Annotated in this window: 18 protein-coding genes; 6 read left to right on the top strand and 12 right to left on the bottom strand. The window is 50.9% G+C overall.

What is annotated here, in order from left to right:
• Positions 1–35: 35 nt before the first annotated feature.
• The 4 genes from ATHL_RS11975 to ATHL_RS11960 form a co-directional block, all read right to left on the bottom strand.
• Positions 36–1,487: a DNRLRE domain-containing protein gene (locus tag ATHL_RS11975; RefSeq protein ID WP_062193961.1), complete on the bottom strand. Its 1,452-nt coding sequence runs from the start codon at positions 1,485–1,487 to the stop codon at positions 36–38.
• A gap of 232 nt (positions 1,488–1,719) precedes the next feature.
• Positions 1,720–2,277 (bottom strand): D-glycero-alpha-D-manno-heptose-1,7-bisphosphate 7-phosphatase, encoded by a 558-nt coding sequence (locus ATHL_RS11970; RefSeq protein WP_062193958.1) that lies wholly within the window; start codon positions 2,275–2,277, stop codon positions 1,720–1,722.
• Between the two features lie 72 nt (positions 2,278–2,349).
• The gene (locus ATHL_RS11965; protein WP_062193956.1) at positions 2,350–4,338 is read right to left on the bottom strand and encodes an alginate lyase family protein; all 1,989 of its coding nucleotides are present in this window, start codon (positions 4,336–4,338) and stop codon (positions 2,350–2,352) included.
• A 23-nt stretch (positions 4,339–4,361) separates the two neighbouring features.
• A complete protein-coding gene (locus ATHL_RS11960; RefSeq protein WP_062193953.1) occupies positions 4,362–6,503 on the bottom strand; it encodes a bi-domain-containing oxidoreductase in 2,142 nt (713 codons plus the stop codon).
• A gap of 145 nt (positions 6,504–6,648) precedes the next feature.
• Here ATHL_RS11960 and ATHL_RS11955 point away from each other — a divergent pair, with 145 nt between their 5' ends.
• From ATHL_RS11955 to ATHL_RS11930, 6 genes are all read left to right on the top strand, one after another.
• A complete protein-coding gene (locus tag ATHL_RS11955; RefSeq protein WP_062193951.1) occupies positions 6,649–8,931 on the top strand; it encodes an O-antigen ligase family protein in 2,283 nt (760 codons plus the stop codon).
• Positions 8,928–10,418 (top strand): oligosaccharide flippase family protein, encoded by a 1,491-nt coding sequence (locus ATHL_RS11950; RefSeq protein WP_062193948.1) that lies wholly within the window; start codon positions 8,928–8,930, stop codon positions 10,416–10,418. Before ATHL_RS11955 ends, ATHL_RS11950 begins: the two co-directional genes overlap by 4 nt.
• A gap of 13 nt (positions 10,419–10,431) precedes the next feature.
• Positions 10,432–11,613, top strand: a complete 1,182-nt coding sequence (locus ATHL_RS11945) for a glycosyltransferase (RefSeq protein ID WP_084001399.1) — start codon at positions 10,432–10,434, stop codon at positions 11,611–11,613.
• Positions 11,614–11,617: 4 nt separating this feature from the next.
• On the top strand, positions 11,618–12,577 hold the full coding sequence (locus ATHL_RS11940; RefSeq protein ID WP_062193942.1) for a glycosyltransferase family 2 protein: 960 nt from the start codon (positions 11,618–11,620) through the stop codon (positions 12,575–12,577).
• Between the two features lie 143 nt (positions 12,578–12,720).
• Positions 12,721–13,377, top strand: coding sequence for a WecB/TagA/CpsF family glycosyltransferase (locus ATHL_RS11935; protein WP_201797968.1), 657 nt, complete (start codon positions 12,721–12,723; stop codon positions 13,375–13,377).
• Between the two features lies 1 nt (position 13,378).
• Positions 13,379–14,788, top strand: a complete 1,410-nt coding sequence (locus ATHL_RS11930; protein WP_062193937.1) for a sugar transferase — start codon at positions 13,379–13,381, stop codon at positions 14,786–14,788.
• A 124-nt stretch (positions 14,789–14,912) separates the two neighbouring features.
• Here ATHL_RS11930 and ATHL_RS11925 read toward each other — a convergent pair whose 3' ends face one another.
• The 8 genes from ATHL_RS11925 to ATHL_RS11890 form a co-directional block, all read right to left on the bottom strand.
• Complete coding sequence (locus tag ATHL_RS11925) at positions 14,913–15,884, bottom strand: hypothetical protein (protein WP_162787691.1); 972 nt, start codon at positions 15,882–15,884, stop codon at positions 14,913–14,915.
• The gene (locus ATHL_RS11920) at positions 15,881–17,551 is read right to left on the bottom strand and encodes a hypothetical protein (protein WP_062193931.1); all 1,671 of its coding nucleotides are present in this window, start codon (positions 17,549–17,551) and stop codon (positions 15,881–15,883) included. The genes ATHL_RS11925 and ATHL_RS11920 overlap by 4 nt, the downstream gene beginning before the upstream one ends.
• A 15-nt stretch (positions 17,552–17,566) precedes the next feature.
• A complete protein-coding gene (locus ATHL_RS11915) occupies positions 17,567–19,855 on the bottom strand; it encodes a glycosyltransferase family 4 protein (RefSeq protein ID WP_062193928.1) in 2,289 nt (762 codons plus the stop codon).
• A gap of 9 nt (positions 19,856–19,864) precedes the next feature.
• Positions 19,865–21,136, bottom strand: a complete 1,272-nt coding sequence (locus tag ATHL_RS11910; RefSeq protein ID WP_062193926.1) for an ABC transporter ATP-binding protein — start codon at positions 21,134–21,136, stop codon at positions 19,865–19,867.
• Positions 21,133–21,966: an ABC transporter permease gene (locus ATHL_RS11905; protein ID WP_162787690.1), complete on the bottom strand. Its 834-nt coding sequence runs from the start codon at positions 21,964–21,966 to the stop codon at positions 21,133–21,135. The genes ATHL_RS11910 and ATHL_RS11905 overlap by 4 nt, the downstream gene beginning before the upstream one ends.
• A 186-nt stretch (positions 21,967–22,152) precedes the next feature.
• Positions 22,153–23,346, bottom strand: coding sequence for a glycosyltransferase (locus tag ATHL_RS11900; RefSeq protein WP_062193921.1), 1,194 nt, complete (start codon positions 23,344–23,346; stop codon positions 22,153–22,155).
• Complete coding sequence (locus ATHL_RS11895) at positions 23,343–24,464, bottom strand: glycosyltransferase family 4 protein (RefSeq protein WP_084001397.1); 1,122 nt, start codon at positions 24,462–24,464, stop codon at positions 23,343–23,345. The genes ATHL_RS11900 and ATHL_RS11895 overlap by 4 nt, the downstream gene beginning before the upstream one ends.
• On the bottom strand, positions 24,461–25,594 hold the full coding sequence (locus ATHL_RS11890; protein ID WP_062193918.1) for a glycosyltransferase family 4 protein: 1,134 nt from the start codon (positions 25,592–25,594) through the stop codon (positions 24,461–24,463). Before ATHL_RS11890 ends, ATHL_RS11895 begins: the two co-directional genes overlap by 4 nt.
• Positions 25,595–25,744: the final 150 nt, after the last annotated feature.

Below are 25,744 nucleotides of genomic sequence, written 5' to 3'. Positions count from 1 at the left end.
TCTGCACCGATTGATTTTGATTATATTCCAGTGTATCAGTTCCCCCATTTAATTTCCAGTGCTGGCCGGCCTTCAATGTTCCAGCTCTCTGCATCGGAGGTGGTGAAGTGTTTCCCCGAATGGTAGTTACTGTCGGCCTCATAGAGAGCTAGCCGCAGGGGTTGCCCGGTATCATAAGCACGGGAGGCGGCGTAGGTTACATCCCACACGCGGGCAGCCCCGGGCCAGGCGTTGGTTGGCATGAAATACACATCAACCCAGGCCTGGCTCACGTTTTCAAGCGGAGGGGGGGCATTGTTCCAGGTGATACTTCCCTCGCCCCAGTCATCTTTAACCGTAAATACCTGAATCAACGAGGCTACCGGTTTGGGTGTTCCATCCGACCCTCCCCATTGATGCAGGATCAGTTTTGCTGAGAGGATGGTCTTCCCCGATGGAACGGCGTTAAGGGGGAAGGTGATGTAATACTTTGAAAAGCAGGGCCAGTCGGCTACGTCTGACTGGTTCTGGATGTTGACGCCCGTTCCCGATCCAAAATTGAGGTTCCCCCATTGATTCCAGATAAAGTTGTCATCCCCCGGGCAAAGGTTACCGAGCGTTCCTCCTACACCGGCATCTGGAACGTTAATGCCTCTGGATGCGTCTTCGCGAATGAGGGTTGTACCGGCGGGACTGCCGGGCTGGGCGCCGTACGCTGGCAGGCCAAAGCGGAGCTGCGCCCAGGTTGAGGGGGTGTCTCGTTGCATGAAATCGGGCCAGTTCTTGACGGGTTGAGGTGGCCCGGCCTGAGAGTCTCGATCGTGCATTTGCACACCCACGCCCCACAGGGTGCCATCGGGGGGCTTCCCGGGAAAGCCCAGACTGGAGAAGGGAATTTCAAAAGTCATGGCCCATCCGCGCCCGCTCTTAGTATTGTCATTGAAGGGGCTTCGATAGCCAGGGCGGGTTTTGAAAATAATCGAGGCCAGAGACCATCCCGTTCCGTTTCCCTGATAAGCGGCCTGGTAGCGGGGTTCGGAATAATCGCTCGTCCAGCTCATTGCGCCAATGAAGCGGTAGGAGCTGGTATCAGGAAAGTTCCCCGTGTTGCCGTTCAGATTGATTAAGAGGGTGATGGCGTCCCAGTCGGTGAGGGTAGAAGGGTTCGATTGAGAGGGGTTGTACCAGAGATACTGATCGAAAACGGCCACGTAAACCCAAAGTTTGGTTTGATCATAGGCAAAACGGATATCGGCATAATTTTCCGATGGTGTGACTTTGCCAAACCAGAAGATTGCGGCTTCTGAAAAATGATCAGAGGCGTTGCCTGAAAAATAGGGTACGTTGACGCGCACCGAATAGGGTTGCACGTAGCGATTCATGATAGCCGGCAGGTAATTGTAGTACCCGCCGCTCCCTTGCTGCCCGGCAACGGCCAGCACAATTTGAGAGGGAATAAAGAGAGCTGCCAGCAGGCACCAGAACAGAGATTTCCTTCTTTTGAACATCCGCAAACACTCCAGGCTTGAACCTCAGGATGCTTTCCTGTGGCTGGGAGGGATGCGGTTGGTTATGGCACAGGGAAAAACAACCGTTGCGCAAGCAATTATTGGGTACCGATTAAGGATTTCGTCCGGCTATCTCGGAAAATCTCAGAAAGCTTCACCCGTTAAGTGAGTTCTATTCTCTTGGTCGAAAAAGGGGTGGAAAAGTTGCGGCCTGGAAAGGAGAGAGGGGGGATTAATCGCTCAGGGTTGGAAGTAAAAAATGCACCGCCGCTTTAAGGTGGTCAAAGACTGAGACGTTTGGGAATCCATTGGAGCGTACCAGTGGCTCCTGTGCGGCGCCGCGTCCGGTGCGTACGAGCGCTAACTGTGGAATGCCGGCCGCCTGGCCAGCCTGAAGATCGGTGAGCGCATCTCCAATGAGCGCCGAGCGGCTCAGATCAATTCCCAATTCGCGGGCGGCCTGGAGGATGAGCCCAGGTTGTGGTTTTCGACAGGTACAGTGGTCTTCTGCGGTGTGCGGGCAAAGATACAGGCCATCTACCACGCCGCCCGCAGCGCGAATAATCTCAATCAACCGGTGATTAATCTCTTCCGCTTTGTGGATTGTGAGCAGGCCTTTGCCGATGGCGGCCTGGTTGGTGACGATGACGACTTTGAGGGGAGTGGATGAGAGGCTTGCAAGGGCCTCCAGAGCCTGGGGGTAAATTTCAACATCTTCCCAGGAACGCACATACTCTTCACGGTTTTCGATAATGACCCCATCACGATCAAGGAACAATCCCCTGTGCATAAAAACATTATATCGTATTCATATGGGGCGGATAGAAAATCCCACTTTCTGTTGCACGCGGTCTCGATGGTTTCATCCTGACCTCCGGGCAGAGGCCGTGGGTTGATTCTGGATGATGAAGGAGGTGGTGAAATGCACCGGAGCCATAGCATTCAGGCTTAATCGTAAGCTGAGGGCTGGCTGGCGCAGATTGTACGTTGGCGAAACCCAGCCAAAGATGGGTGCTGGAGAGGGTGGGCCGACCAGGCTTTCGCTGGCGCGAATCAGTTGCAGTAAAGGTTCTTCTCCGGGATTTTGCACGGGGGAGGTGACTGTGACCTGCACGGTCAAAAGAAAGGATTTTCCATACAGGGTAAGCGCATTCTGAGAAGGCATTTCACAGGGCCAGTCAGGTAACAACCAGTGCAGGGTAAAGCGGTGCCGATGGGGGGTTCCAGAAGGGGATGGCAGAAGGTCATCATGAATCATCCATCCCCCTTCTGTGCTGAAGATTTCACGACGATGCCGGATTCCCAGCCGGTGATAGCCGTCCTGTTCGGCACAGATGGATTGCGGAGAAAGAGCGGTATATTTTGCCTGAGCCAGATCGACCCAGAGGAATTTACCGGCGCGGGTCATCTGATCAATGTCATCCACGGTGACGGTGTTGTGGACAGCTGTACAGGCCAGGGCGTTGTCCCAGGGTGGGAGGGCGTTATAGCGGTACGTTCCGGCATCCATGGCCAGGTTTTCGCCTTCAAACCAGATCTCTACATGGAGCTGATCGGCATGAGATGGACGGTTTTTCAGGTGCACTGCACGCAGGCTGGCCCAGCCCTTCCCACCGGGATGGGTGAGCCTGGGCATGGGCGAGGGCGGGGAAACATATGGGGTGGCTGGCTCTGCCGGGTGGGCATTCTCTAAACCAAGCCAGAGGGAAAGCTCGTCCCAGGGGCCAGGGGGGAGGAGCAGTGGGGAACCGAAAGCCCGGGCGCACGCCTGGATCGTCGGACGAAAGTCCGAGAAGCCGCCAGAGGCAAGCGGGAGGATGTATGCGCCATCGTTGTGCCCCAGATTAGGCACGCGCCCGCTGAGAAGGTCGAGATGATGGTACAGCCAGCCAGAGGCTGCCTGCAGGCGTTGGAGAGTCAGAGAAGGCCAGGCTCGCTGTTGCGAACGCCGGATGGTATCTGCCAGCAGGGCTGCCTGGAGCATCAGGCGGTGGTAATTGGTAGAATGTTGCGTGTAGGTGCCGTCAGGTTCGATCTGACTCTGCAAAGCCTGGTTGAGCTCACGCCAGCCCAGTTCTCGACAGCGAGCGGCCAGAGGATGGTCTAGAAGAACTACCCCTGCCATATAGAGGCCAAGGGCTTCGCTCAGGTGATGGTTGTTCTGCTGAGCGCGCGCATAGGGAAGGGTATGAGGGATGCGGCTGGCGTGTTCGGCTACCGACTGGGCAAGCCGTACTTGCCGGGCAGAGGTGCTGTGGGGTGAGGTAGAAAACACTGTGCTGGCAAATGCCAGGGCCAGCAGCCGTAAGGCCACTTCCTGGGCCGAAACCCAATTCGGCCCCAGGTTGGGCGGGTTAGCCTGATCGAAAGCTTCAAAAAAGGTCCAGAAGGCTTCAGCATAACGCTCATCATGAGTGATATGGTAGGCCCTCCCAAGGGTGTAGGCAAAACCGAATCGGGCGGGCTCCCAGATGAGCTTCACGTCTTCAGCGCCGGGAGAGGCCTTTCGCTGTTCGTAATCCGTCCAGTGGTGCAGAGGAGAGGGTGGGGCGAGGTCTATGTTCACGGATGGCCCTCCAAAGAGCCGTATGCGCCCCTCTGTAATTTCGTCCGCTTCGGCCAGGAGATCGGAACAGCCAGCGTCTCCCAGGACCCCTTTAACCAGTTCAACAGGCGGAAGAGGCCAGGCCGGACGCAGGGAGAGAGTACGAGTCTCCCTCTTTGAGGGAGTAGAACGGCGATAATGCCCACTGCGCAGCCCGGCCTGATAAACCAGGTACCATCCAATTGCGCGGAGCCCGAGTACACGGGCAACCTTAAGGTATTTCACCGCGGACTGAAATCCATTCACGGAGGGTACTCTCTGAGGAAAAATCAGTTCTGCGCTCCGGATAACTTTGACTGTGCCTGAATGGCGGCACGGCTAACCGCCAGGAGTTGATCGTAAGGAATGGGAGGGAGGCCACCGGTGCGGATACTCTCCATAAATGCGCTCCAGGCAGCTCGATGCCCCTTGTCCTGGCCGAAGGGTAAACGGGTAACGGTACGTTTGCCCTTGGAGGTGATTTCAAGCTGGCGAAAATCGTCCAGAATGGCGACCATGCCACCGCAAAAGACTTCAAGGCGCTCTTTGGGAACAGCGCGGTCTCCATTGGCCAGGTAGGCCAGTGTTCCAATAGAACCATCAGGAAAAGTCAGGGTAACCAATGCGTTGTCTTGATGATACACTCCGGCATCGGGCAAGGCGCGAACTTCAAGGCTGACCGGAGGCTGACCGACGAGGAAGGTGAGGAAGTCGATAAAGTGGCACCCTTCACCGACCATGCGTCCACCGCCTGTTTCCGGGTCCTGTGTCCAATGGGTGGCGGGGAGGAAGCCAGCATTGACCCGATAATGGGCCATAAGGGGTTCGCTCCGGCGCTGCAGGGCGGCGTGGAGTTGCCCTGCGAGTGGAGCAAAACGCCGGTTGAAGCCAACCATTAATCGAGGGGTTCCATCTGCCTGTAATACAGTTTCAATTTCGTCCAGCGCTTGCTGCCTTAATGCGAGGGGTTTTTCACAGTAAACGTGTTTCCCGGCGCGGAGAGCGTGAAGCACCTGATCGGCATGGCGATGATGCGGGGTGAGCACAACCACGGTATTGATTTCAGGGCGATCGAGGATTTCGCTTTCGTCAGAGGCGGCAAACCGGAAGCCGAACTTTTGAGCTGCATGACGTGCAGAAAGGCCTGAGGCCGAGGCAATGCCGGCCAATTCGATGCCTCCCGCTTTTTGAAGGATCGGTAAAAAGACGGCCATGGCATAATTCCCCGCCCCCAGTACGCCCACTGTTGGACGTGCTACGGGAAGCGATGAGCCTGGCCGGAGATCCACCCTTCGTTGCGGGTGAGTGCCCTCAGCGGTCGGGTAGGTGAGCAGTACCCCCAGAAAAGGTTCGCGCTTCCGGCCGGTGATCAGTTCGTAAGCTGCGGGGGCTTCATCGATGGGAAAGCGATGGGTGATCAGCGGGTGCGGGTCGAGGCGGCCTGTGGACATGAGATCGACAATGGCTTCCAGGTTACGTCCCTCACTCCAACGCACATAGCCGATGGGATAATCCTGCCCTTTCTCTTCGTAGACGGGGTCGTACCGCCCCGGCCCATACGATCGAGAAACCTGAAAGGTGAGTTCTCGCTGGTAATACAATTTTCGGGGAATATTCAGGCCCACATTCCCAATGGCTACCACTCTCCCCCGGTCACGGGCAATCTCACCGGCCAGCTCGACAGGATCGCTGGAAGGAGTATCCGCGCAGATGAGCACGACGTCGAAACCGCGTCCTCTGGTGAAAGTCCTTGCGGTGGCTTCGGCGTTTTCACGCAGGGAGGCGGGAGTTCCGAGCTTTTCTGCCAGGGCCACGCGCTCTGAGGCCCGATCTACCCCGAACACCTGGCAGCCAGCGGCACGGGCAATGCTGCAAGTCAGCAGACCGAGCAACCCGAGCCCAATGACGGCGATCGACTCTCCAACCTGGGGAGAAGCCAGCCGGAAACCATGCAGGGCGATGGCTCCAAGGGTGGTAAACGCGGCGGACTCGAAACCTACATGGTCGGGGAGCTTTACCATTAAGTTTTGCGGAACAACGATATATTCAGCATGGACGGCATAACCTCCGCCAGCGCAGGCCACTCGATCGCCGGGCTGGAAGCCCTGCAACCCTTCACCGATCGCAAGGATGGTACCGGCGGCGGAATAGCCTAACGCCATTGGCTGGTCAAGGCGATTAAAAATGGATTGCACGGTGGAAAGGAACCCTTCGCGGCGGGCTTTCTCCAGGGCCTGGCGCACCAGGTCGGGGCGGGAACGTGCTTTTTCCAGGAGGTTTTTTTCGGCAAATTCCACGACCATACGTTCCGTTCCTGCCGAGACCAGGGAAACAGCGGTACGCACCAGGGCAGTTCCACGCCGCGGTGCAGGGCAGGGCACTTCAGCAACCTCAGCCTTTCCGTTGCGAATGTTCTGAATTAATTGTTTCATGAAAAAGGGTTACCCTCCATCAAGGTTATGGCTATTATAGCCAGAATTTGACCATGATTCGGAGAGGTGCAAGCCAACCGCAAGGTGCGCTGAGGTGAAAATCCTATAAAATGGGAATTAATCTAGAGGTTATCGGGAGAATACGTTGAAGCATCTATCTCAAGTTTCCTGGGACCGGGTACTCACTCGATCAGGTTTACTCCTTCTTGCATTTTATCTTGCCTTCGCAGGGGGAAAATATTCCGGGAGAATTCTTTATCCCCTGGTGTGGATCAATACCTGGCTGATTGTTCTGGGGGGGCTGGGCTGGATGGTCTGGCGATTTCTACGAAGGAGACCTTTTCCATCCACTCCCCTTGATTGGCCATTACTTCTCTGGGTGATTGTATGCCTTTTCAGTGCTCTGGCCTCCATAGATCCACGGGTGAGTCTGGAACGTTGGGGATATGAGCTGGTATGCGTGCTTGTATTTTATATGATGGTCGATCTGGAGAGGGCGGGTAAAAGAGTAGAAATCTGGCTCCAAATGACGATTGCAGCAGGGGGGATTTTCCTTGTCTTTGGTTTTAAGGAATTACTGGAATGGTACAGGCAATGGTTTTCCATCGGGGGGTGGGAGCAACCCATCCCTCCGGCTACGGTTCGTATACAGGCAACTATTAGGCATGCCAATATTCTTGCGGCTTATTTAAACTGTCTCTGGCCGTTGGCGGCGGTACGCCTGCTGGCAAGCCCCAGAAAATGGCTGAGGTGGATTCTCGGGGTTTATACTGGCCTGTGCCTGGCCTTGCTGTATTTTACATCCTCGCGGGGAGGGTGGTTGAGTGCTCTGGCGGCAACGATCACCCTGGGCATACTTCTCGCAGTAGACCGGCGAGAAAAGATTTCCAGGGCATGGCAGCAATTAAGGATTACAGGCTGGAAGCTTATGGCCAGGGTGATTGTAATAATGGCTCTTGCTGGTGTGGCTGGCGGGCTTTTTCTGCGCCAGTCTCAACATCCAACCCACCCACCGGGGAACCCGCGTTTTTACATCTGGCATGTGGCCATTGAGATGTTCGCTCAACGCCCATGGTTGGGCACGGGGCCGGGAACCTTTCCAAGATATTTTATGCAATTTTTTTCAATTCCACCTGGCGTTTTGTTATCTCATGCCCACCAGTACTTTTTAGATGTTTTGGGTGAGAGCGGGTTCCTGAGCCTGCTTATCCTTCTGGGTTTGGGGATGGTGGTGGTCTGGAGTGGCTGGCGCCGCTGGAGAACCGGGAAAAAGGGAGAACGAACCATGCTCGCCGGAGCGCTGGCGGCCCTGGTCGGGTTAGCTGTGCATAGTCAGTTTGATGTACCTCAGGATACCTTCTTGATTAACCATCTGACGGCCGCGCTTTTGGTGAGCCTGATGCCCCCTTCAAATAATCAGAGTGGAAACACGCGGAAGAAATTATGCTGGCAAGGTGTGCTACTGCTGGCAGGTTGGGGCATTGCGGCAGGATGGGGTATCTATATGCTCAGGGGCTGGAGCCATTATCAGACAGCTATGGACGCTGTCCGGGTTGATCACTGGTCGCTGGCTCAGGAGGAGCTTACTGAGGCAGTGGAAAAAGATCCGGGGTTGAGCTTTTATCGTTTCCAGAAGGGAATTGCAGAAGCAAAGCTGGCCATTGATGCCCAGGGTGCGGTTGTGAATTCGTCTCTGCTGGAGGCAGCGATACAGGACGTCCAACAGATGGTTTATGCTCAGCCTGAATTTGCATTGGGCTGGGCAAACCTGGCGGTATTGCAATGGTGGGCGGGTGACCGTCGGGAGGCGTTTGCCAGCCTTGATGAGGCTGTTAAGCGTGCCCCTGGATCGGCAGGGCTTCAGTTGCTTGTCGGCTCTTTATACGAAGCCCAGGGCGAGATTGACGAGGCACAGAAAGCATATCGTCAGGCCTTACTCTTACAGCCTTCCTTATCATTATGGGAAGTATTGCCTGCTTCTCCGATGTGGAATCAGATCGTGGAGAGCGAATCCCAGAGGTTCCCTTATGAAGGGGAAGGGTGGCGGATGATTGAGGCAGGGGATGCGGCTGGCGCAGTGGAGTATTTTCAAAAGACCATTGGTTTGAATGATGCACAGGGTTATTTTGGCCTGGGAATAGCTTTTATGAGACTTGGTCAATGGACAAAGGCGGAGAAAGCACTCCAAACGGCGTTGTTTATTGGACCTCCATCCGTAGAAATGTATAAAGCTCTTGGTAAAGTATATGAGGCTGAAGGGAAGTTCTCTCAGGCTTCTGGCTGTGATGAGAAAGCCCTTGCGTTTATTACAACGTGGTTGTCTTTTGGCTATGATGATTTCAGCCAAGGATATTTTCAGAGGGAAAATTTACCGGTGCCATATTTACCTATAGAGACCTTATGGCAAGAGTTGGGGAAGGATCGGTGAACACCAAAACCTTTGCATCCCAGATGATCAACGGGACATTAATCTCCTTATTTAGCCTTGTTTTTGCCAAAGGGCTCAATTTATTTCGCACTATTCTTGTGGCAAGATTGCTCTCTGCCCTGGATTTTGGTTTATTTTCACTGTTATTTTCTTTTTTTTATTTTGTATTGAATCTAGCGATTTTTGGTTTTCCGGCAACTTCTGCAAAGTATATCGCTTCGTTACGGAGCAGGCATAGTGATATAACAAAATTTGTTGTAAACCTTTATTTCTTGGTGGGTTGTTTTGCTTTAATGGTGGGTGCGGGAGTGTATCTACTGGCTCACTTTATTGCTTCCCGGGTTTATCAAGAGCCGTTGCTTGGCCAACCCATTCGCTGGATGGGGGGAGCTGTTTTTTTTCAATCTCTGTTTGCGATTAATATGTCTTTGCTTCAAGGATTTTCCCTTTATTATCAACGAAGCGCGCTGGAAATCATAGATTCGTTGCTTGGATTGGGCTTAATGGTTCTTTTGGTGAATCGCTTTTCAGTGATTGGGGTTGCTATGGCGTTTTTTGTAGAAGGAGTCATCTCCTTTATCATTTCATTCCTTGTACTCTGGAAAGTGATCGGGTTTGGTGGATTCAGAAAGAAAATGGCTTCACTAAATGCAGAAACCATTAAGGAAATTTTAAAATTTGCATTCCCTTTATTTCTGACTGTAATTTCAGTGTATGGTTTTTATTGGGTAGGAGATATTCTTCTTAAAAAATATTCGTCTCACCTTGAGCAGGTAGGGTGGATGTACATTGCTCGCTCACTGGGACAGGTGGTTTTGTTTATTCCGGTAGCCATGAGTGTTCCTCTCTTGCCAATCATGTCTTCCGAATCTGAGGGAAAAAGAGAGGAATTCCAAAACTACCTTCAAATAAGCTGGTTTCTGAGTTTTGTGGTTGGAATGGTAATAGGTGTGATAGCTAGAGCTTTGATTCCTGCTCTTTTTGGAACCCATTACCTCGCGGCAGCTTATGCTGTTTTCCTTTATTCCATTGCTTCTATTCCAATGGCAATGACTACGTCGATTTTTTCGGCTATTCTAACCGGAAAGGGATATATTTGGTCTCTGACGGTATTCAACCTTCTCTGGGGTTTTATTTTTACCGGGCTTTCTCGCCTGTTTATACCCTGGTGGGAGATTGAAGGTGCAATGTATGCTTATATTCTTTCCTTTACACTTCTGGCTGGAATGATGGGCTTTTTTATGAAAAAGCGCGGGATATCATCGGGAATAACAGGAGGCCTTATTCTGTATTTTTTAGGGGTGATAATGTTGACCGCTTTGTTCCTCTTGCGGTTGGAAGGAACGGCTTATTTTTTCAGTATTGTGATCTGGGTTCCTGTAATGATCACTCTTGGGGTGTTTTTGCTGGGTAAAGAAAACCGGAAAGCGATGATTAAAAGAATTCTCTGGCTGTTTCGTTTTAATATCACCGAGCGGAAGCCGTAGGAACCAGGAAAATATGAAAAAAAAGATAGCTTTTTTGTCCTTAGGAAGTATCGATTTACAAATTCATTCCCGAGTTTTAAGACAAATTCAGACACTCGGATGTAGATCTCCTATGCATGTGATAGCCTATGGTTCGCAACAAGAAATTGAAGCTTTACCTGCGAGTGCAATCCATATAGTCGGCTCTCTTTCGGCTCCAAAGTTGCCGAGAGTATTAATGACGGCATTTTTTCTTTCAATTGGCCGATTTTTACCGCGTTGGGGATATGAGTATTGGTATTGGTATCGTCCAGGACATCGAAAAGCCCTCGAAATTTTAAATAGTCTCGATGTGGATCTGGTGCTCGCCAATAACTGGTGGTCAATGCCAGTTGCCTCACAGTATAAAACAAAACGGTCCTCAAAAATCATTCTGGACTTACATGAGTACGCTCTGGATGAGTTTACAGATCGAGGCTGGCTGAAACACCTGTATCAACCTATGATTGAATATCAATTTCAAAGATACCTATCTGAGGCTGATGCTACGATTGTAGTTAACCCTTCAGTTGCTCATCGTTATCATAACGAATTTGGTATCAATCCCATTGTAGTTATGAATGCTCCGAAACTGAATGAACGTGTTTCTTTTAAACCTACATTGGAAAACGAAGTGAAATTGGTCCATCATGGTTATGCCTCACCGGAGCGACAGCTTGAAAGAATGATCGAAATTGTTGGATACCTTGATCGGCGATTTACCTTGACATTTCTCCTGGGAGGGAATGTTCAATATCGTCGGTTTCTAGAAAAAATCGCAAAACAGATTGCCCCCGGTAGGGTTTTCTTTCGAGATTTCGTTCCGCCAAGCGATTTGGCTGAGGTACTGAACCAATATGATATGGGGATTTTTGTCATTCCTTCAAAGGGATACAGTTTACGGTACTCATTACCAAATAAATTTTTTGAGTACTTATCTGCCTGTCTGCCGGTATGTGTTGGGCCTATGCCAGAAATGGCGAGGCTGATCCATCAATTTTCGTGTGGTGTGGTTGCAGAAACAGAAGAGCCAGAAAAAGTTGCAGCCGCGCTGAATGCTCTATCGGTCAATCAGATTAACCAGATGAAACAGGCTGCTATGCAAGCCAGGCGATTTTTAAACGCAGAAACAGAACAACAAAAACTTCTGCAACTGGTAGAAGCTCTCATGGGATAGAGAGATGGGATACTCCCTGGTTTCTGTCGGCATTGTTTCCTGGAATAGCTTACGAGATTTACCTGACTGCCTGGATGGGTTAGCAAGGCAAACTGTTCCATTTGAGCTGATTATTGTAGATAACGGTTCTACAGACGGTTCTGTGGACTTAATTCGAAGCAGGTTTGCGCAAGCTAAAATAATAGTCAATTCCAGGAATGAAGGTTTTTGTAAAGGGCACAACCAGGCTATCCGTCTTGCTCGTGGGGAGTATTATCTTCCTCTCAACCCTGATGTGAGATTAGAGGCAAATTACATCGAAAGTATGCTGGAAATGTGCAGCAAAGATAAAAATATTGGGATGTCAGGGGGAAAATTGATGCTGGTTGACTCGGATAGTATGAATAAGATTGACACAACAGGGCTGTTTATGGATCGCAGGAGGAGGCAATACCTTCGCGGGCATCGGCAGGTAGATGTGGGGCAGTATGACCTGGAAACAGAGGTGTTTGGAGTTGATGGGGCTGCACCCTTATACCGACGGGATATGCTTGAAGACATAAAGGTTTTTGGAGAATACTTTGATGAAACGTTTTTCGCCCATAAGGAGGATGTAGATCTTGCGTGGAGAGCCCGTTTGTTAGGTTGGCGGGCCATGTATACTCCAAAGGCCATTGGATATCATCGGCGCTCTTTTCGGCCAGGACGGCGGAAGGGTATGGCATGTGAGATCAGACAAGAAGCGGTTAAAAACCGATATCTTTTACTCCTAAAAAATGAAACACCGGAAGGTTGGAGGAGAGATTGGCTTCCAATCTTATGGTACGATTTACAGATTTTAGGATATATGTTGTTATTCGAGCAGACTTCTTTAAGGGGCTTTACCAGAATCAGACAGCTTATTCCTAATGCAAAGCAATGGCGACATGAAATTATGAGGCGGAGACGAGTTTCTGGGGAGGAGTTATTAGAATGGTTTCGCTAGACCCGGCTCCCGGAATTTCTCGTGAGGATTTACTCGGGGTCAATGTTTGTGCGATTAACCCAGCGATAGCTCTTCATGAAATTGAAACCTGGATTCAGAAGCGAGAACCGCACTACATTTGTGCCACTGGTGTGCATGGAGTGATGGAAGCCTGGAAGAATCGAGAGGTAAAAAAAGCTCTAAACCAGGCTGGTTTAGTGACACCCGATGGGATGCCATTAGTCTGGTTTCTGCGCTTCAAGGGATACTCTCAGGTCTCACGGGTTTATGGGCCTGATTTGCTTTTGGCAGTGTGCGAACGCTCTATGAAAACAGGTTGGTCTCATTATTTTTATGGCGGAGCCGAGGGAGTACCTGAGAGGCTGGTTCGTAATTTAAAAAGGCGATTTCCGGAACTTAAAGTGGCTGGAATGGAATCCCCGCCTTTTCGACCTTTAAGTGAGGAGGAGGATCATTGGGCTGTGGAGCGAATTAACGCCTCCAATGCGGATATTCTTTGGGTTGGATTGGGTACCCCAAAACAAGATCTGTGGATGGCGGCACACCGCCCTGAAATTACAACTCCAGTCATGATAGGAGTGGGAGCCGCGTTTGATTTCCATGCAGGGGTGAAACCTCAGGCTCCTCTGTGGATGCAACGCTCGGGACTCGAATGGTTGTTTAGATTATTAACCGAACCTAAGCGATTATGGAAGCGGTATTTTTATATCATTCCTTCATTTACAATTCTGGTTCTCCTCCAAATTTTGGGGATTCTCCCAAAACACCCGGAAGATGAGTTTAGGCACGAGAGACTGTAACATGTTCCGGCGCTTTTCTGTCAACTTTGCCCTCTTTTCCATCGTTCTGGATATGATGCTTGTGGATGCGGCGCTTTTTCTGGCTGCTGAGTTGCGCGAACCGCTGACAGGTTATTTACCTTTCCTCAAAGTTCTGGAGCCTGTCAGGTTGCCCTGGAGTCTCTATGGAATTTTTCCTTTGTTGTGGGCAGGTGTTTTGCTGTTGTTTTCTGTGTATGATGGACGAAAAAATTTTCGCTTTACCGATGAATTCGCTGGCCTGACGCTTGGATCATTACTGGCTACTTTTTCTCTGGCCGGAATTCTTTACCTGACGTACCGTGAGGTCTCAAGATTTTTATTCCTGATGGCCACTGGAACTGCATATAGCTGGCTGTTGAGCTGGCGGTTGCTTGCACGGGTGGTATTTAGAAAAAATGGCATACACTCTCGGATACGCCAGGTATTAATTTTGGGAGCTGGAGAAACTGGCCGAGAATTGGAGAAGAATATACGCGACAACAGCGCCCTTGGCTTGAGAGTAGTCGGATTTCTTGATGATGACTGGCAACGTCAGGCCGATCATGCGGATATTTTTGGTTCGCTGGATGTGTCTCGTCGGGTGATCATCGAGCATGGAGTAGATGATGTGGTGATCGCCCTTCCCCGATCTGAACATCAACGATTGGCTGAGATCGTTAATGTTTTACATGATTTGCCTGTGAGGGTCTGGGTCATTCCAGATTATTTTTCGCTGACGTTACACCGGGCGAAGGTTGAAGAATTTGCGGGAATACCCATGCTTGATTTACGTGCTCCGGCTTTGAATGAATATCAGCGCATGGTGAAGCGTGCTTTTGATTTGGGAGTAACGCTTCTATTATTACTATTCGCTTTACCCTTGATGGGCCTGATTGCTCTGCTGATCCGATTGGATAGCCCCGGGCCGGTCTTGTATCGGGCGCGGCGGGTAGGAGAGAATGGACGGATATTCTGGATGATGAAATTCCGTACCATGGTTCAAGGTGCAGATAAACTCCAGGCTCAGGTAATCTGGAGGGACGATGAAGGCCATATTCTCCATAAACGGCCGGATGATCCGCGCGTAACCCGGGTGGGGCGCTTCCTGCGGCGATCCAGCCTGGATGAACTCCCTCAGTTGTTTAATGTGTTGCGCGGAGAAATGAGTCTGGTGGGTCCACGGCCAGAGATGCCGGAACTGGTTGAGCGGTATGATCTCTGGCAAAGACGGCGTTTTACGGTTCCTCAGGGAATCACCGGCTGGTGGCAGGTCAACGGGCGCAGTGATAAACCCATGCACCTGCATACCGATGAAGACCTCTATTATGTGCAGAACTATTCCCTCTGGTTGGATCTGAAAATTTTGGCCCGTACGGTGTGGGTGGTTTTGCAAGGCAAGGGAGCGTATTGAATATTGGCTTTTGAAAGATGGGAGTGGAAAGATAGATTGGCTGCCCGTGAAATGAAGAGATAAATGGGTTTTGATTTATGAGCAAGTAATGGCCAGACTGAGCTTTCTGTTGCGGCGACAGGTGCTAGAGATTGGGGGAAGGGTTGAGCGCCTCAGGGAACGCTGCCAGCCCCAAACCGACAAATACGAAGATATGGGGTAACAACATCCGTACTTCCTGCCAGTAACCCCATACCAGGATCAATGGCAGATGAATGCCTAGTACCCATGCCACTCGTTGAAGAAACAGCGGCGCGCGGCGGTAAGCCAGGAACGCCAGCAACCAGAATCCCCCCAGGAAGAGCCCCCAGTGGACCCCCGCCCTGAACAAATGAGCGGGCTGGATATTGAATTGCCATATCTGTGCCAACGTTTCCACATGAGGCATACCAGGACGCAACCAGCGCAGTAATAAAAGCACCCCGCCCCAGAGCAGGGAGTACAGCACCAGCCAGCCGGTGCATGTCCATTGCCATCCGCGCAGGTTGAGCAGGCGCTCTCCCGCCAGCACGGTGAGGGCAAAAGCCGGCAGAATCAGCACCGCCGTTTCGCGGTTAAGCGACGCCAGCAAAACTACTCCCGCCAGCCAACCCCAATATCCCTTTACCATAAGGAACAGTGCCAGAAGATAGAAAAACGCTTCCCAGAACGACCAGGGTTGAAAGTAATGGTCGTAGAAGGTCAGCGGCGTCACTGCCGCCACAAACAGTGTGCCGATGAGTGCGTACTCGGTGCAATACCAGACCCTCAGCAGACGAAAACCCGCCCACAGCCACAGGAAAAGCGCCCCAACGTTAAGTACAATGTAGGAAAGCGCAAACGCGCGGTAGTCGGGAAAGAAGAGCCGTTCCACCCGAAAGAGTCCCTCGGCAAGGAAAGGCACCAGCACGCGGTACTGGTAAGGCGAGGGCGCGCTTCCTTGAACAATCTGACGGTGCAAATCAAGGCGCATATCCAGGGTGTTCTTCTCGATATTGAGGTAATACATGTACCCCAGCGCCAGCGCCAGCGAGAGAATAATCAGCCCCATAGCAGAAGAAGAGTGTCTTTTTGTCATGGCCTCCCCGTCAGGTCCACGCGGGTAATCACCACCCCTGAAGGATGCTCTTTCAGGCGTTCGGCAATTACTTCCAGAGGAGCATTATCCACCGTCAACAAGGTGCCGGAGTAATAATGATTGTACCCCTGCCCGCGAAGAAAGGTCTCCCACTGCTGGCGCGGCTCGGGCAGAGCGGGGATAGTCACTACCTTTCCGCTCAGATACAGATCAGGAACATCCATAACGTAGCCCTGCCATTCCAACACCAGCGGAGCATCCAGATTCAACAACACTTCTTTCCCCCTCGCGTACCACTCGGTGAGTTGTCGAGCGGTGAGCAAGCCGCGGATCGAAAGGCTTAATCCAATAAGGGACGCCACTACAAACAAAGCCAGCGCACCAGAGTACAGGCGGCGGTTTTCTGCATGCCTCAAGGCTTGCAATTCCAGCAAAGCCGCAATCACCAGCAAAGGATAGAATGAGAGCAGGTAGCGCGGTCCCCACTGCAAACCGCCCGCCCCCACCCACGCCCGCCAGAGATACACCGCCCCGTACACCAGTAAGCTTGCCGCCAGCATGGCAGAGAAAGCAGATGATTTCCATGCCTGTTTGCGAAACAGGTAGTACAGCCCGAAAAGCACCTGCGGCGCTGCCAGTACCGCGCCGTGCACCGCCTGATACCAGGTTGGTTGAAATGCTACCCACCCGCAAACCCCAATTACTCCGCCAAAGGCAGTCAGCGAGAGCCAGCGCAGGCGCGGGAAAAACGCGAGCGCCACTCCTGCCAGGAGGGAGAGGCTTGCCGTCCAAAGCGCCCAGCGGGGAAAGATGAACGCATCAACCCGGGGCGGGTTAAACAGGGCATACGCCAGCAGTTTTACTCCGGCTTTTTGCCAGCCGGAAAAGGCATCGGCTTCCAATAGTTTGCCAAAAGTCGGACCGAACGGGTGTCCCGCCGTCCACAGGTTCAACACCATCCATGGCAGAGAAGTCAGCACTGCACTGAGGACGGTATGGATTGCAAGGCGGGGACGTCGCACCAGCAATACCAATCCAAACCCTATGAGCAGGAAGGCGGAGTCCGGGCGAAAGAATACTGCCAGCGAACCGCTGATACCCGCAAGCACAGCGGAGCGGGCTCGTTGATGCTCGTCCGCTTCCAGCATGTTCAGTAGAGCGCCCAGCACTCCGGCGGTGCTCAGGGTGTGCTCCCAGAAACGTGTGGCGTAAAATGCCACCGGCGTTGCCAAACCGGTGAGTACAATCGCCAGCCGCCACACCCGCACAGAGCCGCTGAGTTTTTGCGCCAGGATGCCGCTCAACCAGGCTGTCAGCGTCCCCGCGGCGGCAGGGAGAAGGAACAGCCCCAGCCAGCCAAAGGCTTTGTAGAAAGGCAGTGAAACCAGTGGCAAGGCGATAGGCCACCAGGAATGAATTTGATGATCGCGGAGAATGTAAAAGTAAAGTGGGACGCGCTCCAGGTTGGGATCGAAAGCGTGCGCCGGGTAGATGAGCGGGGTATTAATTTGCCCGCATTGCAAAATGGATTGCAGATAGATGTATTTTCCCCCTTCATCTAAAGACCAAAAAACATCTTTCGAAAATGCAGAGGCCCAAAGAAAGTAAAAAACGAAGAGGAATAGGGTAATGAATAAAAAAGAAAAAAAACGCATCAGAATTTTCATCGAGTTTTATATGCTTTAGGATTTCGATTTCTTTTTTAAAACATCAATAAGGGGTTGGACCACATAAGACCAGTTCGATTCGATAAGAAGTCTTTTTACTTCTCCGCTTTCTGTTAAAACAAGACGATTGGTTAATGCCTCATCTATTTTTTGCGCAAATTCCTGAGCATTTGCTGCAGTCAAAACACCATGCCATCCTTGAAGCTCTTCTAGAGGTGTTGCTACTACTGGAATTTTCATAGAAAGATACTCTAATGCTTTCAAAGGACGGACAGCATGGGTAACATTATTTATCTTGAAGGGAATAATTCCGACATCAAAATGAAGAAGGTAAGCCGGAAGAATTTCATACGGAAGACTTTTGACAAGGTGAATATTGGGAACAGCATCCAGTAATTGTTGTGCAGAATCATCAGAAATCGGGCCAATGACAACAAAAGAGTAAGTAGGGCGTATTTGGGCGACTTCAACAAGAAGTTGTGCATCAAACCAAGTCGCCACCGCTCCATGGTACCCAATAATTGGATGAGAATAGGGAAGTGTTACTTGAGAGAGGAGTGGGTTTTGTGGGTTAAAGTGTTGAAGATCAATTCCATTTGGTATATATAGAGCATCGGATCGAAATCTACGAATTCTTCTCCATAACACCTGAGAGGAAGTAAGCACTATATCGGCTCGTTCCAATAACCGCTTTTGTTTCTCTCGTGCTTGTTGGGCAACTTCATGGCCGATTTCCTCATAGATATCAATATCGTCTAGCACATCATAAACAACTAGCGAATTTTCGTATTTTTTGATCTCATCTAGGTTAAAAGGATAATAAATCCATAAGATAGGATTGGACAATGTCCAATGATACGGTCCATTATGTGGGAGGACGAATAGATTAGGAATAGGCTCTAGCATCCGCACACCTGGATCACTCCAAAGAACAATGTATCCGTGAGAGGTTAGTTGAGCTGCGAGATGGTGAGGTCGCTGGGTCATCTTGTCCCATGGAATTCCTGAATAAGGGAAAACAACTATTCCAGTATGTTGAGAAGGGAGATCAAGGCGGGGAATCATAGAGAGAAGGATAGAGCGCCAATGATCTTGCCACCTAGATAAGCTAAAGGAATATTCAGCCACCAAACGAGCATTCTTCCCCAATTCCCGGCGTAGATCCGGATTTTCAACCAAACATTCGATTGCTTTTTGTAACTCAGAAGAAGAAGGTTCAATCAATATCCCATTAAAACCACTAATAATTAAATCGGGAAGTCCCCCTACATTTGTGGCTATCACACTTTTACCACAGGCCATGGCTTCTAGACAGGAGAGTGAAGTGCCTTCGCTATGAAGAGTCGGTATCAGTACAATGTGAGCGCTTTGATAAGCGAGCGGCATTTTATCTGGCGGTAAAGAATACCATTTGACCTGTTCAGGGTAAGTGTGAAGCCATTCATTTACTTTGACTTTTTCCTCGAATTCTGCTTGCCCAACGAACTCAAACCTGACTTGAGGGTATTTTTGTAGGATATTAGGAAGACAATCAGCTACAAGCCAGAATCCCCGAGGAGGATATAAACGTCGAGGATATAAAATTGTAATTGTATCGTCTTGGGTATTCGCCTCGTTGGGAGAGAAGGATTGCAGATCGACAAAATTAGGGACATATCGAACTTTGTTACCTAAAGGATAACTTAGGGTGCGAATCCAATTTATGGTAGTGGTATCCACCGAAACGAGTATCTTCACCCCTTTTATAGATGAGATTAACTTCCTGAATCTCCACGATAATCCTATCAGGTTTTGGTAACTATCCCAGTAAATTCCATGGCTGATCCCAACTGAAGGGGTGGATAAGCGGGGTGTATATAGAGAAAAGGGGGAATAAATGATTAAAGAAGACTTGGGTTGTAAATATTCTAATACTTTAATAAAAAGAGTAGGGTCCAAAAGGTTGACATGGGTATCCAAACCAACTACCCAAATACCCTGGTAGAAATGCATCCAATCATGATCTCCAGCTTGAACAATGACAGGCTCATAACCTATTTCACGGATTATTTTGGAAAGCTCAATCAAATATCTCTCAGCTCCACCCAGATAAATTTCTTTCCCATCAAAACCAAAAAATTTATGAGATATTAATAGCACACGTTTACGTTCAGAAGGAAAAATCAAAAATTGATGAGGGAAAGGGATTTGCTTTCTCAGTCGCAAATCTAGCAGGAAAATTAATTGCTTAATTTTTTGGAAAAGTTTATTCTTGATTTTTTGTAAAATCACAAAAAGCGTCCTTAAGAGATTTCTAATTAACATACATAATTCCTAATGGATCGTAACTTGAATCGCGGGATATGCTATAGAGAATATAGTCTTCTGGGATATTACTTTAAGAAAAGCAGCATTCTCCACAAAATCAAAATACTGTGGTTTCGAATGCGCCCGATTCTCCAAATTTATCCCCAGTCCATAATCACCTGGAGCAAGAATGTTTTCGAAGCGGAAAGATACCTCCATTACCTGCCCATTTTGTAAAGCAGGAAAGGTTTGTCCTTCGTCATAGGTAGTGGCAGTGATAATTTCTAATCCTTTTAAATTACGCAAATTGATACCAGCACCGTTAGCTCCAGCAGGTATATTCTCCAGAGCCCGCAAACGTAAGGAAATTTCCACTAATTCCCCATTTTCCATTATAAAAGTGGGGCCCCGTCTAGTCTTAACACGAAACGCTTCAATACGCATGCTCCCATTACCCCATCGGATTAAGTCGGAACGTCCCTCTAGGTTAACCCAGCCATTTTCGTCTGCCTGTAAAGGGCTGGTATTGTCAATTTGAGTGGGTGATTGTGTTTGTGCCTCCCACAGCATCTGAACGTACTGCGAGGTCACCTCCATAGGAGAGCCTAGCATGCGCATTTCCCCGTGCGAAAGCCACATGGCACGGTCGCACAGTGTGCGCACGGTCTGCACATCGTGGGTTACGAGTACAATCGCAGTGCCCTTCTCATGCAGGTCGCGCATACGATTCATGCATTTCATCACAAAGCCGGCATCGCCGACTGCCAGGGCTTCATCTACGACGAGGATTTCCGGGTCTACACAGGTGGCAATGGAGAACGCCAGGCGTACATACATGCCCGACGAATACAGTTTGACCGGCTGGTCAATGAAGTCCTCAATGCCTGAAAACGCCACAATCTCGTCAAAGCGGTGACGCATCTCTTGCTCAGAGATGCCCAGGGTCACCCCGCTGAGGTAGACGTTTTCTCTGCCGGTAAATTCGGGGTGAAAACCGGCTCCCAGTTCCAGCAGAGCTGTCAGGCGTCCGCGACGCTCCAGGCGTCCCGTTGTTGGCGTCAGCGTGCCCGCCATGATCTGCAAGAGTGTGCTTTTTCCGCTTCCGTTGACTCCGATGACCCCCAGTACTTCTCCACGCCGCACCGAGAGATTGATATCACGCAGTGCCCAGAAGATTCGGGCGTATTCCTTACCAGTAAAGGGAGTAAGGAAGAGCGTTTTTAACCGCTCGATTTGACGGTTGTACAGGCGATACGCTTTGGATATGTTCTCCAGATGCAGGACTTCGTCAGTGTTCATAGGTAATCCGGAAAGGCGTGTTTGGTGCGGCTGAACCAGACAAACCCCGTCATCCAGAACAGCAAACTTATCCCGCTCGCCCAGAAGATTTGCTCCAGTGTGGGCGGCAGACCTTCCATGAGCACCCGGCGGTACATACCGATAATCTGCGCCATAGGGTTAAGCGTCACCAGAAAGCGAAAGCGCTCGGGGATAACCGTTTCTGGATAGAAGATAGGGGTGATGAACATCAACAGCAGGGTGAGCAGACTGGTTGCCTGGCGAAAATCGGGGATGAACACTGAAAAGGAAGCCAGCAACCATGAAAGCCCCGTTTGAAGCATGAACTGTAAGAACAGGAAGAACGGCAGAAACAGAACCCACAGAGTCAAGCCTCCCCCAACTGCCAGCACCAGGATCAGCAAAAGCGCCAGTCCGATGAGTTGCTGAATCATCATCACCAGGGTCAGGTTGACCGGTAAGACTTCCACCGGGAAGACCACCTTTTTAACCAGGTTAGGGCTTGTGCGTATCAACGTGCATGAAGCATTGATGCCCTCGGAAAAGGCGTTCCATGGCACCAGACCGCACAGCAGGTACACTGCAAAGATGAAAGGGGAATCACTGGAGCCAAAACGCACCTTGAGGAAGTAGGAAAAGACCAGCGTGTATGCCAGCATCATCAACAAAGGCTGGGCTACTGCCCAGAGAATACCGAAGATCGAGCCGCGGTAACGTGCGCGAAAATCCCGCCAGGTGAGGATGCGGATCGCGTCGCGGTAGCGAATCAGTGTCGCCACCGCTTTCGGTACATTCACCAGATCAGCCAGCAGTGTCAGGGCTTTACTCAACGAAAAAATTCTCAGCCTGTTCTCAAAAGTGTCGTTGAGAGCGATTATACCATTCTCATTCCTGCTCAGAACAATGCAGAGAAGTACTCGCTTCGGCAGGCCAGCGTTTGAGCGCGCGCCGAGTTTGTTGAGGGGTGCCTTCGCGTCAGCAGGCTCAGGCATAGACAGAATGAGAGGACGGCCTTTTTAGCGAGAGGAAATGCGCTCCACCGCTTCCAGGATTTGCCGGGCGCGGTTGTGCCATGTATGCCGCGCGGCTTCCTGACGCAGTGCATTTTGAAATGTTTCCTGTGCTCCCTGCTCCAGCGCACGATCCAGTTGATCGCTCCATTCCTGCGGTGTGCTGGCAGGGAAGACCAGCGGAACGTAGAGACTTTCCTGCATGGGAGTAATCACCACCGGCTTGCCCGCCGTCAGGGCTTCAAACAGTTTCAGCGGCGAGGTGGCGTGGGTAATCGGGTTGAGGCGGAAGGGTATCATCACCGCATGGAAGCCGTAGAGGTAACCGGGCAAACTCTCATAGGGACGCACCCCCAGCCAGTGTACGTTAGGCAATTTCTGCCAGGGTCGTTTTTCCCGCCCGCCGTGCAATTGGGGTCCGATGAGCACGAAAGACAAATCTGCGCGCAGACGGGCAACCGACTCCAGCAGGTTGTCATCAAACCACTCCGCCAGCGCGCCGATGTAGCCGATAATGGGCTTGCCCTCTTTACGAAGTACTTCGATTTCCGGCGCAAGGTGCTCCGGTTTGCAGGCAAAGAAATCCACATCCACTCCGTTGGGGCAAAGGATGAGGTCGTCCCGTTCGGCTTGAAAGGCATCCCGCAGACGCCGTGCCGTGACCAGCACCACCTCGGCGCGGGTAATGCGCTGACGGTGCTGATGCGCCAGAAGGCAGGGATGCACCTGCTCGAAAGTGGAAAAGTCGTCCACGATATCATAGATCAGTCGGGTACCGCGCAGGGCAAAGGCGGGCGAGTAACTCCACGGTAAGAGGTACAGCCAGGGGCGTTCCAGTCCAGAAAGCGCCTGCGGCGGCGCACAGCACAGCAGAAGATTTTCTCCCAGAGGTATCACCAGAGGTTTTCCATGCCACGCCCACTCCGGTTCCAGGTAAATGACCCGTTCGCCCAGATCTGCCAGGGCTTTTGCCAGTTGCTGAGGGCGCTGGAAGAGTTGCTTTTGCCAGGAAAGTCCGGGAGCAAACACCCACACCCGCTTTTCATCAGCCCACTCTATCAGGTAGTGCCGGATATGTTGTACCTGCCGGGGGGAACGCAGGGCGTGCAGGGTTTGTTTGGCGCGCCACCACAGAGTTTTGACCAGCACCAGAGGTGGGCAAACCAAAGACTCTCCGGCGATCACAGGGAGACGGCTCATCCTTCTTCCCCCTCCATCACTGCCAGAATCTGACGGTTGACCGCGTTCTGATTGAAGCGTTGCAGGGCAATTTGCCGAGAGGCAGTCCCCATTTCACGGCGCAGGTCTTCGGAGCGCAACAGGTCTTCCAGACGGTTTGCCAGTGACTCAACATCCCGCACGGGGACGATAAAGCCATTCACGCCATCCTCTACGGCGGCGCGGCATCCGGGTAGGTCGCTGGCGACGATGGGCAAGCCGCAGGCGGCGGCTTCCATCAGGGCAGAGGGCAAGCCTTCACCGTAAAAGGAAGGGAACACAAATACATCCGCTTGAGCATAAATGTCTTCCATTTTTGATTGAAAGCCCCACCACTCTGCTAGACCAGTATTGACCCATGTTTGCACTGTCTCCTGTTCCAGTGAAAGCGGATTTCCCGGATCTACATCGCCTGTCAGCACCAGGCGAAATGACACTCCACGCTGACGCAGGATCTTTCCTGCCTCCACCAGTTCTTCTACCCCTTTCTCTCGCAGGAAACGCCCGGCAAATAGCACTAATGGCACTTTGTGATTATGAACCACGGGGTGGAAACGCTCTATGTCTACACCCAACCCCGTGAGAAGGTGAGCCCGCTCTGGGCGAATCAAGCCCTGTTTAATGAAAAAATTACGATCCGAATCATTTTCGAACAGAGCCTGCTGACGGGCGGATTGCAGGATAAAGCGGTACAATGTCAACACCAATGGGCGTAAAAGGCGCGCTTTGCGTTCTTCCGAAACCAGCACATACCCCCTGCCAGTGATGTTACTCACCACCCGCGGCACACCCACCAGTTTAGCGGCAAACCCTCCGTATAAAACGGGTTTGATGGTCAGGTGGTTGACCACATCCGGGCGTTCCTCTCGATAAATTTTCACCAGTCGCAATAAGGCACCCAGTTCCTTCCATGGCGTCAGGGACTGCCTGCCCACCTCCCAGCACACCCAGCGGAAACCGGCTCCCTGCAAGGCAGATGCGTACTGTCCATTGGGCGAGACCAATGCTACCTCGTGTCCCTGCTCGCGTAGAAAGCGGGCAAAATTCAAGCGGTAGTTGTATAAAAACCAATCGGTGTTGGCGACCAATAGAATCTTCATGCGCCGTTTAATTCCTCATACAACTTAATCAGGCGCTGTTTCATTATTTTCCAATCAAAATGTGTTTCGTAGGCTCGACGTGCAGCTTTACCCATGCGGTTTCGTAAAAGGGTATCTTGGGAGAGGCGAGTCAGGGCTTTGTCTAACGCTTCCATGTCTCCATAGGGAATAACGAGGCCCATTCCCCACTCTTTTACGATTCGATCGACGTTTGTGCCTTCTGCTACAATGATAGGCTTTCCCAGCATCATAGCTTCAAATAGCTTATTCGGGCTCGCATAACGATTATTGATCACCATGGGATCATAAAGTGCAAATAGTACGTCAGCGCGGTGTGAAAGCTCTAACGCCTGACGGTAAGATACTCGCCCATGCCATACAACGTTAGGTAAAGTATGCAGTTTTTCCAGAATGACCGGCTCATCCCCGCCAAATCCTGCCATATCCAGTGTCCATTGGGGGTGATGGCGAAGGATTTCCAGCATCTCCAAGAGCATGCGCTCCAGGTGCATTAACCCCACATAACTTATATGTAATAACCCCTCTGGGGATGGTTGATAGGCTGGTAGGAAGGCTTTCTCGTCCTCAGGGCTGTTGTAAATCACTTCCAAACGACGTGGTTTAGAACCGGAAATTTGCTCAAGGCGAATGTCGTCGCACAAGATGACTGCATCTGCCTGATCGATGGCGCGCAGGTCCTGGTGCCGAATCCAGTTCTTGATCCAATTGGGTGTACGGCGCAGATGATCAGCGTAAAAGTCAAAAATGTCATAAACGATCACTTTATTAAACAGGCGTCCTATCCGGAGGACGGGTAATATAGTGTCGAAATCGCAGGCATGAATAATAGTATAATTTCGGGCGTGTTGAATGAGCCAACCGGTTAGCGCTATCTGCCAGCGTAATAAATGGGGTAAATTTAAAATTCCTGCAGCATAACGAGCGCAGATAGGGATTCGATAGATGGTAAACCCGCTGCGTTTTTCTACCATTGGCTGAATAGCAGTACGGTCCCATGCCAGAATATCCACTGAATAGCCAGCATGTACTAATGCTTTTGCTTCTTTTTCTACTCGAGGATCGGGTGCAACCGGGTTAGAACGACAAATCAGTATCTTTTTCTGAGGCACAAAAGTTATTATATCAAACAGATGTTAGGGATGTGTGTTAGGTTTTTTGTTATAAACTACCTTCTGTGATCGTTCCAGTATTGGTAAAACAATGGTGAAGGAACAGGAATGAGGGCTGCCCCCTGGCGAATTACCAGGGTTACGCCATCA

This window comes from Anaerolinea thermolimosa (genome assembly GCF_001050195.2).
GTDB classification, from domain to species: domain Bacteria; phylum Chloroflexota; class Anaerolineae; order Anaerolineales; family Anaerolineaceae; genus Anaerolinea; species Anaerolinea thermolimosa.
Note: the sequence above shows the minus strand (reverse complement) of the source record. Positions and strands in the feature narration are given on the sequence as shown.